Source organism: Mucilaginibacter straminoryzae, assembly GCF_022953055.1.
GTDB lineage: Bacteria > Bacteroidota > Bacteroidia > Sphingobacteriales > Sphingobacteriaceae > Mucilaginibacter > Mucilaginibacter straminoryzae.
Window position 1 is genome coordinate 182,112 of the sequence record NZ_JALJEJ010000002.1, and the last position, 14,811, is coordinate 196,922.

A 14,811-nucleotide genomic window follows, 5' to 3' on the forward strand; every position below is an offset into this window, starting at 1 on the left:
TCAAAGTCAGGGTACTTTTGTATTAAGAAATAAAATGTCCTGAAAAAGATGAAAGTGGTAGCATACAGTATCAAACCTTTTGAAAAAGAATTTCTGGCGAAAGCGAATCAAAAAAAACACGATATCACCTTAATATCCAATCCGCTGGGACCCGATACTGCAATTTTTGCACAGGGAAAAGATGCCGTAGTTGTTTTCACCAATGATGATGTATCCGCCCCGGTAGTAGAAAAATTAGCAGATCTGGGGATAAAATACATCGCTACCCGCTCTGCCGGTACAGACCATATTGATAAAGATGCAGCAGGCAAACGGGGGATAAAACTGGCTAACGTTCCGGCTTATTCACCGCAGGCTATTGCCGAGCATACCGCTGCGCTTGCCCTTTCTTTAAGCCGGCACATTGTAAAAGCAGATCAGCACAGCCACCATTTTGATTTTAAATTGGATGAACTGATCGGTTTTAACTTCTTCGGAAAAACGGTTGGCCTTATCGGCTTAGGCCATATCGGCCATGCCACTGCAGCTATATTCAAAGGCCTTGGCTGTAAAGTGATTGCCTATGACGTGGTAACGCCAGCAGATACACAAGGCATTGAAATGGTATCGCTGGAAGAGCTCTTAAAAACGGCAGACGTTATTTCGCTGCATGCCCCACTTACGCCTCAAACCCGCCACCTGATCAACAAGGATACCATTGCACTGATGAAACCCGGTGTCATGTTACTGAACACCTCACGCGGTGCGCTGGTTGATACCGCCGCCGCAGTTGATGCCTTAGAACAGGGCCGCATTGGCTACCTTGGTTTAGACGTATATGAGAACGAAAAGGGCCTGTTTTTTGAAGACCACGAAAGGGATACCAACCACGATCCGCTATTGGCCCGTTTAATGGCGCACCCCAATGTAATTGTTACACCACACCAGGCTTTCTTAACCAACGAAGCCTTACAGCAAATAGCAGATCAGACGATTAAAAACCTTGATCAGTGGCAGAACAACAAATGCGTAGGCAACGCCTGCGTTTGTGCCAAAAACTGCAGGGTTGTACCTGTCAACATCGAAACTACTGTAAACTGAAAAGGTAATGATCGCCCCGCATAATTTAATTGATAAATACAACGTGGCCGCGCCGCGTTATACCAGCTACCCCACTGTACCCTACTGGGATAAGGGCGACTTTAACAAAGACGAATGGCGCAAATCGGTAAAGTTTTCTTTCGACGAAACGAACGAAGCCGACGGAATCAGCATCTACATACACCTGCCTTTCTGCGAAAGCTTGTGTACCTATTGCGGCTGTAATACCCGCATTACCAAAAACCACCAGGTAGAAGAACCTTACATTAAAGCGGTACTGCTCGAATGGGCCATGTATTGCAACGTTTTCGGCAAAAAACCGGTGATCCGCGAAATTCACCTCGGCGGTGGTACGCCTACTTTCTTCAGCCCGGAGCATCTGCAGATATTGATAGACGGCATATTAGCTAATTCGATTGTACACCCTAAAGCCGAGTTTAGTTTTGAAGCACACCCCGGAAATACCACGCAGGAACATTTGCAGGTATTGTACAACCTGGGGTTCCGGCGTTTAAGCCTGGGGATACAAGATTTTGACCCGGTTGTTCAGTTTATTATCAACCGCATCCAAAGTTTCGAACAGGTAAAAACCGTAACGGAACAGGCACGCCAGATTGGTTATACGTCAATCAATTACGACCTGATCTACGGGCTGCCGAAACAAACCTTAAACGGCTTGCGCTGCACCATTAACCTGGTGAAAGAGCTGCAGCCAGACCGCATTGCCTTTTACAGCTATGCGCACGTGCCGTGGATTAAGCCCGGCCAGCGCCGCTACAGCGATGCAGACCTGCCCGATGCCCTTGAAAAACGGATATTGTACGAAGGCGGCCGCGAAATGCTGACGGCGAAAGGTTACCGTGAAATTGGTATGGACCATTTTTCGCTGCAGACCGACAGCTTATACCTGGCAGAGCAAAACGGCACGCTGCACCGCAACTTTATGGGCTATACGCACCAGTATACGCAGTTGATGGTGGGCCTGGGCGTATCGTCTATCAGTGATACGTGGTACGCATTTTCACAAAATGTAAAAACGGTGGAAGAATACGTGGCGTTGATTAACAATAATGAATTACCGGTATTTAAAGGCCATTTCCTGACACCCGAAGACCTGGTGATACGCCGCCACATCCTTAACCTGATGTGCAAAGGCCAAACCACCTGGCCTATAGACAAAGATTTTGAACCCGCATTATATGATGGCATAGATAGAATGCATGCCCTTGCCGACGACGGACTGATCGACCTGACCTCGACAGGCGCTACGGTCACGCCACTGGGCAAACGCTTTCTTCGGAACATCTGTATGGCCCTGGATGCAAGGCTCTGGGCTGATAAACCTACTTCTCAATTGTTTAGTATGGCAGGATAAAAGGGAGTATCCTGGCACAAAAAGAGCGGCACAAGCCGCTTTTTTTGTGTGGGCCGTTACCTTTAATGACCAATCACTGAATGAATAAAAAAAGTGGTGGCTGGCAAAAGCCAGTTAGCCACGTCTGCCAAAGTTACCACGCTGCCGCATTTACCGCATTCGCCACAGTTACCGGGCCGGCCACAGGTTTACTAACTTTTAAGGCCGGATTACCGCCATTATTTTGTCAGTAATCCGGCCTTCGGGCAATAAAAATAAGCTTAACTGATCACCTGTCCCACCGCAGCGACATGCAATTCTGCCAGGAGTAATTGCTTTTGCATCTCCTCTCCTGCCGTCTTTACCGAATCTTTCAACGCCGGCAGCAGGTTTTTATAATAATTAATACCCTTCAGTAACTCTTCTTTAAACTTGGCCAGTTGCTTCCCTTTTTTATTGCTCATCTCCTGTAGATACCCGGTCACCTCTTTCCTGAAGTAGTCGATATAGATATTCAGCTCATTCACAAACAAGTTGGGCCGGTTCACTTCAGCCAGCAAATTGCATGCACCATAAATATGCTTTACCATTTCGTCCAGCTTGTATATCCGGTTAAAATAAGCCAGGTTTGGTCCGGGGCAAATGGCAACAGCTTTGCTTTCTTTTCGCTTAAGCATATCGTTTTTGATGTAAGTAGAAGCACATAAACCTTCGCACAGACAGATCTTTTCGGTAATTGCCTTGTACTGCTCGCGATATTCAGCTTCCGGCAGGCATTTATCTTTCAGCTCCGTAATCTTCAGGTTCTGGTATTGCCTGGAAGCGGTGCAGATCGGCTGTTCGGTAAATTCGGTATTATTACATAACAGTTTCTTGGTACAGGGGCTTCCGGGCCTCCCTTCAATTACACGCTTTACCCGCTGCTCTTCTATGGTGCTATGCCTGAAGTTATTGAAGAGCACTCCCAGTGGCGACGCTGCACTCACATAAAAATCATCTTTCTCTGCTTCACTTAGCTTGTGCAGGGTATCTTCGTCTACGTTGGTCGCTTCCGGCACCAGCAGGAAGGGGCTGCCCCAACCGGTGGCATCCAGGCAGTAATATTTCAGCAGGAAATCATTCTCGCTCGAAGTACCGATACCGCCCTGGGCGCTCAGCTTCTGTTGCGGGATGTGTTTGGCATCGATACCCTTTGTGGTTAACGCCGCGCTGTACATCTCCCATAGTTCCGTGCGCATATCGCCGCGGTTCTGCTTAAACTCTTCCAATATAGGGCCAAGCAATAACCCATCTGTTGCAAAGGCATGGCCGCCACAGTTCAAACCGGATTCTACCCTGAATTCGGAAACCCATAAACCCTTTTTCGCTAAAAATTTCGCCTGGATGAAAGCCGAACGGAAGTCGCTCACTTTAAGGATGATTTTCTTTTTCAGCTTACCGTCAGCATCAGGGAAGAAATCCGGGAAGTTTTCGAGGTAGCTGTAAAGTTTCGGGTTCATCCCTGCAGACAGCACCACAGATGATTCCAGCGTACTTTCGGCAAAGCCCCTCAATGCGGCAAGCGCGTCGGTATTGGTATCGCCGGTATATTCTCCGGTTGCGGTGTAATTCATCTTATCTACCTTAGACATGATGTTGCCGTCGATATCGCCTTTCTGCATTTTACTGCGCAGGATATCCTGAAAGATCTTTTTACTACCGGCATCTTCAAACTCCTGCATCAGCTCGTAGCCGTGGCGCAGCTGTGAATCGGGAGGCAGCAACTGAAAGTAGCGATCCAAATCGCTTTCGCCTGTAAATTCTTCTTTTTTTAACTGTTCGAACTGCTCGTCAACCAGTTGATGAAGCAAATCCAAATAAGCCGTAATGCGGCGCGCCCGCCGGTCTGGTGCAGACTTGGAGATCGCTTTAAAAGTTAATCCGTTTTGAATCGAGTGGTACTCGCGCATCCGCTCGCAAAGCTCGTCATCAACAATAGAAACCACGGACGAGATGCCGTAGCGGGCTACTTTTAAAGGGGTGTCGATTGAATAACCAAGCCCCAAAACGGGGATATGAAATTTGTGAATCATGATTAAAATAGATTGCAGAAATAAATCAAGAAAAAAGCGGCACTGCGGCCGCTTTTCGCTTTAGATCAATTAGGAAATTATAGTTAAAGCACAAAAATGAGTGTCATTACCAGGTGGATAAGTACGCTTGCGGCAAAGAAAGATAACGTTGCACGAATACCCGCACCGCCCATATTAGCGATCAGGTTTGCAAAGAAACAAACAAGGGTAATGCCTACCACATACTCTGGTGCATTGAAATAATATACCAGGGTAGCAGGTAAAGCCAGCAGGAATACGCCATGCACCATCAGCGTGATAAAGAACCACAGCGTGCGGTTAGGGGCCTGGCTATCGGCAAAGGCCAAAAATCTTTCACGAAGGCTGGTTCTTGCTTCAGCGGCATGTCCGTCTACTGTCCAGGTTGCAGGTGCTATAGTTTTTAAAGTTGCCATGATTTTAAATATTAGTTGTTATTCTTTGATACAAAGATGCCGCTTAGGCGAATGCCACCGCGTGACGGTAGTCAGCTCAGAAAGTGATCTTTAGCACTTTAAAAGTAATACGGCAAATGACGCGATAAACAAAAGCCGCCAACGGCAGTTTAGTTAGAAAAGTAAATGGTTATGAAAGCAAAATCAGCCTTGGGTACACTTACCGCGTACCTGGTGGTTTATACCGCCCTTTTCCAGTATCAGGGGCCGGCGCTTTTATTGGGCATCATGTTCTTGTTATCGCCGGTGTTACTGGTGTTAACCATATACCTGGTGCTGAAAGATGACAGCAGCGCCTATCCGGAACTAAACAGCGGCGAAGAATGGGGATATGCGGATAAGCCTAAAAAAGACCTCGGGATTTTTTAGAAAGATCAGTGGCTGACGCAAATAACGCCGCCTGTTTGATCTTTCGCCGGGCTAAGGTAAGGGATATCTAACGCGAGGCCGCGTAGCACAAACCAAACACCCAAGCATAGCATAAAATAAGGTACAACACGGTTCATCCGGCGCCGTACGGTAGCATTTAAAAACCCGCTTGCGATGGCTGCGGCCAGCATCAGCGGCACCGTGCCGAGCCCAAAAAAGGCCATATATTTTGCAGAAGCCAATACCGCACCGGTATTCACTGCACCAATCAGGGCCAGGTAAACAAAACCGCAGGGCAACAAGCCGTTAAGCATACCGATAACCAGGTGTCCAGCCCGGTTTTTCAGCGCAAATACCAACAGCTTATTAAACGGTTCGAGCAGTAACAGCCCAAGTTTACCTTTAGCTACCTTTAATTTAAAGAACCGGGAACCCGCTGCGAGTATGATCAGCACGCCGCTGATGATACTGATACTTTGCTGCAGGCCTGCCAGCCATAATTGCTTACCTACCAGGCCGACAAGCGTACCCAGAGCGGTATAGCTGATAATCCGCCCGAAGTTATATAGCAGTTTATCCCACACCAGCAACCATTTCCCCCCTTGCCCTATCGGGATAGCAAAAGCCAGCGGCCCGCACATGCCTATACAATGGATGCTGCCGAACAACCCGATAAAAAAGGCAATTTCATTAGGGCTCATGGTATAAATACCTCTTGCTTGTACAGGTATTGTTTGCCCCCGCTGGTCCACTCAAAAACCAGTTGCCATTGCCCTGTGGTAAATTTGGCAACCGGGAAAGTGACTACGTCATTCGCGTCGGTTTTCAGACTGAAAGACTGATCCAAACGCCTGTCGGATGGTCGCAGAAACTTCACCGTACCGGAAGCTGCTTTAACAAACGTCGCTTCCAGTTGATTCCCTGCAATACGAACTACCGGCTTAGCTTTATCCGTATTCACCTGTTTTTCCTTCGCATAATCTTTATCAAAGGCTAAACCCTTCTCGTAATACTGCTTATCGTAATCGTCCGGTTGGGTTAACATATAACCGGCAAGACTGGCAATGAACAGGATAAACGCGCTCATGCCTAAAACAATTCCTTTTCCCCAGTTCATTTTCATTACTCTCCGCTAATTGGTCCAACAAATGATGTGCTGATGGTTGCCAGCACTTTATGCTGCTGTACTACTTTTAATTTAATATCTGTTTTTGCAGAATGGATGTCCTTACCTGGTACCATCACAAAAAACACCGCTTTTGTGCTACTTTCTTTCGCTATGGCTCCCGGCGCCTGGATGTATTTGATTTTCACCTTCGGATCTTCTGGCACCAGGGCAACCTCCTGCTTCTTATCTGTTTTATTGATCAGGTCTGCATTGTATAAGTTGCTGATGTAGCCCCCTGGCTGTTCCTGGTAAAGGATCCCGGCAGACCGCAATACGGTAACGTCTACATCATTGCGTGTTACCACGAAATAGGTAAGCAGCCCTAACAAGGCACAGATCACGCCGCTATAGGCTTTCATCCGGCCGGTAAAAGTGGGCTTGATATCCTCTTTGATCATTTCTTCAGAGTAGAAGCCAATCAGGTTCAGGTCTTTATGAATCTTCTCCATCACCTGGTTACAGGCATCTATGCAAGCCGTACAATTGATACATTCCAATTGCGAACCATTTCGGATATCAATACCCGTAGGGCAAACATCCACACATAAACCGCAATCCACACAATCGCCTTTCACAGTATTGTCTTTTTTTGAAAGCTTGCCGCGCGGCTCGCCGCGTTTATAGTTATAGGCAATATTAAGCGTGTGCTTATCGGTTAGTACCCCCTGTAAACGACCATAAGGGCAGATCACGGTACAAACAATCTCCCTGATCTGGCTGTAAACCAGGTAAAACGCACCGGTAAATATCCAAATACTGATAAAGCCCGAAACATGCTGGCTCACCGGTTCGGTAATGATCCTGATCAGGTTTTCGCTACCGATAATATAGGCTAAAAAAGTATTGGCGATCAGGAACGACACCATCACGAATATGGCGTGCTTGGCAGTTTTCTTCACCATCTTTTCCGTTGTCCAGCCGCCTTCGTCCAGTTTGCGGCGCTTTTTGGCATCGCCTTCTATCCAGATCTCTATCTTCCTGAAAACCATCTCCATGAAGATGGTCTGCGGGCAGATCCACCCGCAAAAGATGCGGCCGAAGGCAATGGTGAACAATACGATGCAAACGACGCCCGCCAGCATGGCCAGCACGAAAATGAAGAAGTCCTGGGGCCAGAATACCTGGCCCAGCAGAACAAATCTTCGCTCCATGATATTCAGGAGCAGCACCGGTTGACCTTTAATCCTCAAAAAAGGGCCGGCAAAGAACAATATCAGGTAAACATAGCTCAGCCAGCTGCGGTACTGGTAAAACTTCCCCTTCCTGATCACCGGGTACATCCACCGGCGACCGCCTTCTTTTGTTGTATTTGGCTGAATTGCCGTTTCTGATAATGACATTTTTGATATTATTTAGAACCTACGATCATGGCTGCCTTGGTTTTAGCCTCTGGCTTTGCAGCAGCTTCCTCTGTTTCTTTCTCTCCTTGTGGTTCTTTCGGGTTAGCCGGATGTGATCCGCGCAGCGATTCTACATAGTTGGCTACATCAGCAATCTGTTTTGGTGATAGCTGTTTCTCCCAGGTAGGCATACCTTTGGCAGTTACGCCGTATTTGATAGTTTTAAACACATCTTTGATGCTACCGCCATGCAGCCAGTATTCATCCGTCAGGTTCGGGCCAACCACACCCTGGGCATGATCGCCGTGGCAGGGCACGCAGCTTTGTTTGAAGATAGACTGACCGGCGGCAATGGTTGCAGCGTCGGCTTCCAGCTTCACCGTGTTTTCATCTACCTTGTTGGCAGATTTTGCCAGGAAGGCTTCTTTCTCTTTAGCGGCAACAGCCATTTCGGTTTTATACTCGGCATATTGCAACTGCCCGATGCCGAATACGTGGTAGATAAAAATGTAGCACACCGCAAATACGATAGTTACATAGAATAATCCCATGAACCAGGCCGGTGTAGGGTTATTCAGCTCCTGGATACCATCATACTCGTGCTCCATGATCAGCGACTGTTCCTCTTCAAGCGGTTTCAGTGATAACAGCTTTTCTACCGTGCTTACCTTAGGTTTAGCTTTACCGGCCTTTTGCGCAGCTTCCTCTGCCTGTAATTCGGCATAGGCTGCAGGGCCCAGCAGCACCTTGGTAAGTACCTTAAAAGCACGCAGTAAAACCAGCATGGCTACCAGTACCACCAACAGCATGAAGACAATTACGCCATAGCCAATGTAGTTTTTTACTTCACCAGAGATCAGGTCATCTGCCAGTAAGGGCTGGCCTGTTAAAACCAGCGCTGACAAGAGTATAGGCTTAATTATTTTCATGACTGTAAACTTTTAAGAGTATCGTTTAATGAATCGTGCAGGGGCATGTCGCTCATGCTGTCTACATGATCCTTTTTCATTTTAAAGAGCAATATGGTAACCACTATAAAGAATACCAGGAAGAGGCTCAGCGAGAAAAGCAGGTAAAACTGGTTTCCCGAAATATTTTCTGTGAACTGCTTAAACATTGTTGTAGATTAATTACTTGCGGTTTTATTTGCCTTAATATCAGTTCCGAGGCGTTGCAGATAAGCAATAATGGCAATGATCTCTTTATTGCTGTTCACCTTGATGTGGTCTTTCGCCAGGTTGTCGGCAATATCCTGCGCCTGCTTGTTCAGATCGCGGTTGGCCACCTTTTCATAACCCGGCGCATAAGGAACGCCCAGCTTGCGCATCGCGTTGATCTTGTCTGCTGTGTTAGAGGTATCCAGTTTCTGGGTGATCAGCCAGTCGTAGTTCGGCATGATACTTCCCGGAGACATCAGTCGCGGATCCATCAGGTGGTTATAATGCCATGCATTACCGTATTTACCACCTTCGCGTTGCAGATCCGGCCCGGTACGTTTTGAACCCCACAAGAACGGGTGATCGTACACAAACTCGCCCGCTTTACTGTACTCGCCGTAACGTTCTGTTTCTGAACGGAACGGACGCACGGTTTGGGAGTGGCAGCCCACACAACCTTCGCGGATGTAGATATCGCGTCCCTGCAGCTCAAGCGGTGTGTAAGGCTTAACGCTTGCAATCGTCGGGATGTTAGATGATATGGTAAGTGTCGGCATCAGCTCAACAAAAGTTCCGATCAGGATAACCACCAGTGATAATACCAGCATCTGGATAGGGCGGCGTTCCAGCGTGCGGTGCCAGAAACCATCCTGCGCTTTGGTATAATTTGGCGCTAAAGGCATGGCTTCGGCAGCTTCGTTAGCAACCAAGCTACCTTTCAACATGGTTTTAGCCAGGTTATATGCCATCATAATCACGCCACCCAGGTATAAGGTACCGCCGATTGAACGCATCACGTGCATCGGGATGATACGCATGGTGGTTTCCAGGAAGTTCGGATACTTCAGCATACCTTCCTGGGTAAACTCTTTCAGCATCAGCCCTTGGGTAAAGCCAGACCAATACATCGGGATCGCATAGAATAAGATACCCAGCGTACCGATCCAGAAATGCCATGAAGCCAATTTTTTAGAGTAAAGCTCTGTTCTGTAAATTCTTGGGATGAGCCAGTACAGGATAGCAAAGGTTAAGAAACCATTCCAGCCCAGGGCGCCAACGTGTACGTGAGCAATGATCCAGTCTGTAAAGTGGCCGATAGCGTTAACCTGTTTCAGTGAAAGCATAGGGCCTTCAAAAGTGGCCATACCGTAGGCGGTTAAACCAACTACCATGAATTTCAGGATCACATCGTCGCGCACCTTATCCCATGCACCGCGCAGGGTAAGCAAACCGTTGATCATACCGCCCCAGCTTGGTGCGATCAGCATGATGGAAAACACCACACCTAATGACTGCGCCCAGCCCGGAAGCGTGGTATACAACAAGTGGTGGGGGCCTGCCCAGATGTAAATAAATATCAGCGCCCAGAAGTGCAGGATACTTAATTTATAAGAGTAGATAGGACGGTTAGCCATTTTAGGCAGGAAGTAATACATCATGCCCAGGTAAGGCGTAGTAAGGAAAAATGCAACCGCGTTGTGCCCGTACCACCATTGTACCAGTGCATCCTGCACACCTGCAAACAGGTAATAACTTTTTAAGAATGAGATTGGTAACTCGAAAGAGTTAACAATGTGCAATACCGCTACGGTAACAAACGTGGCAATGTAAAACCATATTGCTACGTAAAGGTGCCTTTCGCGGCGTTTAAATATGGTTCCGAACATATTGATACCGAACACCACCCAGATAAGGGTAATGGCAATATCAATCGGCCACTCCAGCTCTGCATACTCGTGCGAGGTGGTGATGCCTAAAGGTAAGGTGATCACCGCCGAGATGATGATCAGTTGCCATCCCCAGAAGTGGATCTTGCTGAGTACATCGCTAAACATACGCGCTTTCAGCAAGCGCTGTAACGAGTAATAAACGCCCATAAAAATGGCGTTACCAACAAAGGCGAAGATGACGGCGTTGGTATGCAGCGGCCGTATCCGCCCGAAAGTAGTGTACTGGTTGCCCATGTTCATAGCGGGCTTGTACAATTGGATGGCAACAAGAAGCCCCACCAGCATTCCGATTATACCCCACACGATGGTGGCGATACCGAAATTCCGGACGATCTTGTTATCGTAGTAAAATTTTTCGGGTTGCATAAATAATTAGAGTTAGTTCTTTTATTATGGGTGTAAAATTAGATCAGCTATCCGGGTGACAGAATGATGACAGTTGGCCAAAATCCTGATATGAATCACTTTTTCTCCTCTTCCGGGCTGTCTTCATCCAGCAGGATGCGCACAGAGGGGGTATACAGATCATCATGCTGGCCGTGCCGCTGTGCCCAGAAAAAGGCTAACAGAAATACCAGGGCAAGCACTATGCTGCACCCGATAAGGAAATAAATGATACTCATAGTAACTTTCTTTTTTTAGCTGCCACGTGGGTAGCAATGCTGGTGAATGAAATAATGGTGGCGGTGCTTAACGGCATCAGGATGGCGGCCGTCAGTGCGGACAATTTGCCGGTAACGGCAAAGCTTAAACCAACCAGGTTATAACTTAATGAGATAAGGAACGAGCAGTGAATAATCGTAACCGTATTTTTGGCAAACTTTAAAAAGCGGGGTAGTTTGCTAAGGGAATGCCCATCGAGGATGGCATCGCTACCCGGCGAAAAATTGTTCACATTATCTGTAATGGCTACGCCCAGGTCGCTTTGTTTCAATGCGCCTGAATCATTCAAACCATCGCCCATCATCATTACCTGTCGGCCTGTTTGTTGCAGGGACTGTATAAAATCCAGCTTTTCCTGCGGCGATTTATTAAAGTGCATCGCGCCTTTATCTTCAAAATAAGGCGCCAGTTCTGTACGCTCGTGGTCGTTATCGCCGGATAATAATAAGATCTGGTACTGGTCTTTCAAACCGGTTACCTCCTCCAGCCCTTCGCGGTAAAGGTGCTTAAAGCTGAAATATCCTTTGTAGACCTCATCAATCATCAGGTGTACTTCTGTAGAAAGATTGAAAGGATTTTTCTCTCCCAGTACAAATCCGCAGCTGCCCATCAGTACATGGTGTTCTCCGGCTTGGGCAGTTATCCCCTTTCCCGCAATTTCCTGGTACGCTGCCACTGGCAGCTTTTGCTGTTTACCCAGGTAATCGCCGATCTGCCGGCTTAACGGGTGGCCCGAATTGCTGCACACGCTATAAACGAGCTGCCTTTCGGCATCATCCAGCTTGGTATAGTCGGTCAGGTTGCTGTTCCCGCCAACTGTTATTGTCCCGGTTTTATCCAGCACGATGGTGTCTATCGCGGCCAGCTGTTCTACAACGGCGGTATTTTTAAGATAGAACAGGTTTTTATCGAATATGCTGAGCGCGGCAGACATGGTAAACGGCGTACTTAACGCCAGCGCACAGGGGCAAGCCACAATCAGCACGGCTGTAAAGGCAGAAAGCCCGCGCTGAAAATCTGTAAAAGACCAGAACAGCAAAGAGCCAAACGCGATGGTGAGCAATACAATGGTGAAGTACTTGCTTACCTTTTCGCTAAAGGTTTGCATGCGGTTATCCTGTTTGCGGGTAAAGGCTTCATTGTTCCACAACTGGGTAAGGTAACTTTGCGAAACCGGTTTTACCACCTCCAGTTCCAGCGCTTCGCCCATTTGCCGCCCGCCGGCATAAACTACTTCGCCCAAAGTTTTACTCACCGGAAGCGATTCGCCGGTTACAAAGCTGAAATCAATCTGCGCATCGCCTTTTAACAAGATGGCATCAGCAGGGATAATTTCGTTATGGCGGATCAGGATGCGGTTACCCACTTTAAGATCTGCAAGCGGGACAGGCTTTTCGCTATTCTCTTCAATTACCTGTACAGAAACCGGGAAGAACGAACGGTAATCACGTTCGAAAGAGATGTGGTAATAGGTTTTCTGCTGTACGAATTTACCCACCAGCAAAAAGAAAACCAGGCCGCAAAGCGTATCGGCAAAACCCGGACCGGTATGCGTTAAAATTTCTGCTACCGTACGGATAAACATCACGGCTATACCCAGCGCCAGCGGAAAATCTATATTCAAAACCTTGTTCTTCAGGTTGTGATAAGCCGATGTGAAGTATCCCCAGCCGCAGTAGAATGCTGCGGGTAGAGAAAACAGGATATTTAGCCAGCCAAAGAAATGCTTAAAGGTTTGCTCATATTCTGACAGGCCCAGGTATTCGGGAAAGCTCAGCAACATTACGTTTCCGAAACAGAAACCTGCAACCGCGATCTTTTTCACCAGGTTATCTTTCTTCCCGAGCGTTTGTTTCTTTACCACATCCTGTAAACTGATCAGCGGTTCATAACCGATATCATACATCAGTTCTACCAGCTGCCGCAGGCTGATCTCGCGGTTTTTAAAGCGCACGTTCACCTGTTTTTTCAGGAAATCTACGCGGCTGTAGAAAATAGCCGGTTCGATACGGTTCAGTTGCTCCAGCAACCAGATACAGGAACTGCAGTGGATGTAGGGAATGTACAGGGTAACGGTGGTAACATTCTCGTCGGTGTAATCAACCAGGTCTGCAATAATAGAAGGTTCGTCCAGGTACTCGAAGCGCTTATCCAGCCGGGCACGATTAGCGCCCGGATGATCATTGTAATTATAATAATTGCATAAACCGCTTTGCGATAGCACCTGGTACACGCCCCGGCAGCCAACGCAACAGAAATTTTTATCCTCGAGCACGTAGTGCTCTTCTACACAATCGTTCCCACAATGATAGCAAACAGCCGGGGTGAGTATTTTAGTAGCCATTAACAGGTTTTTAACTGTTTCAAAAGTGCGGTTTGGCTACCTGCTATAAAATGATTTGAATTTTAGGAAAATGTGACAAGAATCACATTCGGCGAAACAAAAAAAGCCCGGAGCGAATCGCGGACTTTCTGACAACTATATTACAACTAAAACTAAAATATGGGCAATGCTGAATGCTTTTCCGCGCCGGGAAAAACCATAAGCGGCAGGCTGATGTGCCGCGCCATACGCTGCGTATGGCTGCCTTCGAAGATGTCTTTTAAGATACCCGCCTTCCGGTGAACCATCGCAAGCATGTCCACACGGCCATTTTCTGTTAGCCAGTCGAGCCCGGCATTCACATCCGGTCCTTTAATGTGGCGGTAATAGATTTTCGGATAATTGATCTTGCAGGTAATTTCGTTCAGGAACCCGTCGATTTTCTTTTGATTGTTGCCGTTATCCGCCTGTTCTTCGGTAACATGCACTAATAATATCTCGGCGTTTAAAGGCGTCGCAAATAAGCAAAGCTGATGCACAACGTCAACATCGTCCTGACTCAACGCAGTAGCAAAAGCGATTTTTTCGATGCGTTTGTAGCCGCAATGCGGCGGGATCAGTAATACCGGGAACCCGGCTTTATCAATCATCTCCCTGGAATTGCTGCCGATAAAGAAACGGCTGAGGCTGCCCGCCCCGGACATGCCCATCACTACCATTTGCGCGGTATGGGCAGAAACCATATTGCGCACTACATCGCTAACGTTACCCACCTCTGACGACTCTTTTATCACCGGGCGATAAGCCGCAGGGTGGTTCAGTGTAAGGTCTATCTCGTCTGCTTTCAGTTTCGCGGCAAGGGCTTTCAATTCAAAGTATACCTGGTTGCGTACATCGTTATAATCCTCCAGTGGCCAGGCTACTTGTGCGGCCATAGGTGTCTCGGCGGGCACTTTCATGGCATTTACCAGTTCGATATCGGCTTTTAAGCTGATCGCCAGGTTCAATGCGTAGCGGGCAGCATTTTCTGCAGCTTCCGAAAAATCGGTGGGTACTAAAATTCTTTTCATAACGTCTGTTGC

General features: G+C 47.5%; 14 protein-coding genes. 3 read left to right on the forward strand and 11 right to left on the reverse strand.

The features are described 5' to 3' along the window. Positions 1-48: 48 nt before the first annotated feature. Together MUY27_RS04495 and hemN are read left to right on the forward strand one after the other, a co-directional pair. Entirely contained in the window at positions 49-1,080 is a 1,032-nt protein-coding gene (locus MUY27_RS04495; protein ID WP_245128791.1) for a 2-hydroxyacid dehydrogenase, read from the forward strand. 7 nt (positions 1,081-1,087) lie between these two features. After that, a complete protein-coding gene (gene hemN / locus MUY27_RS04500) occupies positions 1,088-2,455 on the forward strand; it encodes an oxygen-independent coproporphyrinogen III oxidase (RefSeq protein WP_245128792.1) in 1,368 nt (455 codons plus the stop codon). A 260-nt stretch (positions 2,456-2,715) separates the two neighbouring features. Here the strand turns inward: hemN and MUY27_RS04505 are convergent, their stop codons facing one another. Both MUY27_RS04505 and MUY27_RS04510 read right to left on the reverse strand, forming a co-directional pair. Next, positions 2,716-4,506, reverse strand: a complete 1,791-nt coding sequence (locus tag MUY27_RS04505; RefSeq protein ID WP_245128793.1) for a hypothetical protein — start codon at positions 4,504-4,506, stop codon at positions 2,716-2,718. Positions 4,507-4,589: 83 nt separating this feature from the next. Further along, positions 4,590-4,940 carry a hypothetical protein gene (locus tag MUY27_RS04510; RefSeq protein ID WP_245128794.1) on the reverse strand — a complete coding sequence of 117 codons (351 nt, stop codon included), beginning with the start codon at positions 4,938-4,940 and terminating at the stop codon, positions 4,590-4,592. Positions 4,941-5,111: 171 nt separating this feature from the next. Here MUY27_RS04510 and MUY27_RS04515 point away from each other — a divergent pair, with 171 nt between their 5' ends. Beyond that, the gene (locus MUY27_RS04515) at positions 5,112-5,348 is read left to right on the forward strand and encodes a hypothetical protein (RefSeq protein WP_245128795.1); all 237 of its coding nucleotides are present in this window, start codon (positions 5,112-5,114) and stop codon (positions 5,346-5,348) included. A 5-nt stretch (positions 5,349-5,353) separates the two neighbouring features. On the opposite strand, the gene MUY27_RS04520 is transcribed toward MUY27_RS04515, so the two are convergent. The 9 genes from MUY27_RS04520 to MUY27_RS04560 form a co-directional block, all read right to left on the reverse strand. Next, entirely contained in the window at positions 5,354-6,049 is a 696-nt protein-coding gene (locus MUY27_RS04520; RefSeq protein ID WP_245128796.1) for a sulfite exporter TauE/SafE family protein, read from the reverse strand. Continuing rightward, entirely contained in the window at positions 6,046-6,471 is a 426-nt protein-coding gene (locus MUY27_RS04525) for a FixH family protein (RefSeq protein ID WP_245128797.1), read from the reverse strand. The genes MUY27_RS04520 and MUY27_RS04525 overlap by 4 nt, the downstream gene beginning before the upstream one ends. Then, positions 6,471-7,856: a cytochrome c oxidase accessory protein CcoG gene (ccoG, locus tag MUY27_RS04530; RefSeq protein ID WP_245128798.1), complete on the reverse strand. Its 1,386-nt coding sequence runs from the start codon at positions 7,854-7,856 to the stop codon at positions 6,471-6,473. Before ccoG ends, MUY27_RS04525 begins: the two co-directional genes overlap by 1 nt. A gap of 8 nt (positions 7,857-7,864) precedes the next feature. Next, a complete protein-coding gene (locus MUY27_RS04535; RefSeq protein WP_245128799.1) occupies positions 7,865-8,785 on the reverse strand; it encodes a cbb3-type cytochrome c oxidase N-terminal domain-containing protein in 921 nt (306 codons plus the stop codon). Beyond that, positions 8,782-8,973 carry a hypothetical protein gene (locus MUY27_RS04540; protein WP_245128800.1) on the reverse strand — a complete coding sequence of 64 codons (192 nt, stop codon included), beginning with the start codon at positions 8,971-8,973 and terminating at the stop codon, positions 8,782-8,784. Before MUY27_RS04540 ends, MUY27_RS04535 begins: the two co-directional genes overlap by 4 nt. Before the next feature lie 9 nt (positions 8,974-8,982). Beyond that, entirely contained in the window at positions 8,983-11,109 is a 2,127-nt protein-coding gene (gene ccoN, locus MUY27_RS04545; RefSeq protein ID WP_245128801.1) for a cytochrome-c oxidase, cbb3-type subunit I, read from the reverse strand. A gap of 95 nt (positions 11,110-11,204) precedes the next feature. Then, the gene (gene ccoS, locus MUY27_RS04550) at positions 11,205-11,366 is read right to left on the reverse strand and encodes a cbb3-type cytochrome oxidase assembly protein CcoS (RefSeq protein WP_245128802.1); all 162 of its coding nucleotides are present in this window, start codon (positions 11,364-11,366) and stop codon (positions 11,205-11,207) included. Beyond that, positions 11,363-13,750, reverse strand: a complete 2,388-nt coding sequence (locus tag MUY27_RS04555; RefSeq protein WP_245128803.1) for a heavy metal translocating P-type ATPase — start codon at positions 13,748-13,750, stop codon at positions 11,363-11,365. The genes ccoS and MUY27_RS04555 overlap by 4 nt, the downstream gene beginning before the upstream one ends. Positions 13,751-13,902: 152 nt before the next feature. Then, positions 13,903-14,799: a universal stress protein gene (locus tag MUY27_RS04560; RefSeq protein ID WP_245128804.1), complete on the reverse strand. Its 897-nt coding sequence runs from the start codon at positions 14,797-14,799 to the stop codon at positions 13,903-13,905. Positions 14,800-14,811 lie beyond the last annotated feature (12 nt).

Excerpts from the sequence above, each read along its gene's own strand:
- ccoS (WP_245128802.1), bottom strand. The coding sequence starts at position 11,366 with ATGAGTATCATTTATTTCCTTATCGGGTGCAGCATAGTGCTTGCCCTG.
- ccoN (WP_245128801.1), bottom strand. The coding sequence starts at position 11,109 with ATGCAACCCGAAAAATTTTACTACGATAACAAGATCGTCCGGAATTTC.
- MUY27_RS04535 (WP_245128799.1), bottom strand. The coding sequence starts at position 8,785 with ATGAAAATAATTAAGCCTATACTCTTGTCAGCGCTGGTTTTAACAGGC.
- MUY27_RS04525 (WP_245128797.1), bottom strand. The coding sequence starts at position 6,471 with ATGAAAATGAACTGGGGAAAAGGAATTGTTTTAGGCATGAGCGCGTTT.
- MUY27_RS04560 (WP_245128804.1), bottom strand. The coding sequence starts at position 14,799 with ATGAAAAGAATTTTAGTACCCACCGATTTTTCGGAAGCTGCAGAAAAT.
- MUY27_RS04505 (WP_245128793.1), bottom strand. The coding sequence starts at position 4,506 with ATGATTCACAAATTTCATATCCCCGTTTTGGGGCTTGGTTATTCAATC.
- ccoG (WP_245128798.1), bottom strand. The coding sequence starts at position 7,856 with ATGTCATTATCAGAAACGGCAATTCAGCCAAATACAACAAAAGAAGGC.
- hemN (WP_245128792.1), top strand. The coding sequence starts at position 1,088 with ATGATCGCCCCGCATAATTTAATTGATAAATACAACGTGGCCGCGCCG.
- MUY27_RS04540 (WP_245128800.1), bottom strand. The coding sequence starts at position 8,973 with ATGTTTAAGCAGTTCACAGAAAATATTTCGGGAAACCAGTTTTACCTG.
- MUY27_RS04510 (WP_245128794.1), bottom strand. The coding sequence starts at position 4,940 with ATGGCAACTTTAAAAACTATAGCACCTGCAACCTGGACAGTAGACGGA.
- MUY27_RS04555 (WP_245128803.1), bottom strand. The coding sequence starts at position 13,750 with ATGGCTACTAAAATACTCACCCCGGCTGTTTGCTATCATTGTGGGAAC.
- MUY27_RS04520 (WP_245128796.1), bottom strand. The coding sequence starts at position 6,049 with ATGAGCCCTAATGAAATTGCCTTTTTTATCGGGTTGTTCGGCAGCATC.
- MUY27_RS04495 (WP_245128791.1), top strand. The coding sequence starts at position 49 with ATGAAAGTGGTAGCATACAGTATCAAACCTTTTGAAAAAGAATTTCTG.
- MUY27_RS04515 (WP_245128795.1), top strand. The coding sequence starts at position 5,112 with ATGAAAGCAAAATCAGCCTTGGGTACACTTACCGCGTACCTGGTGGTT.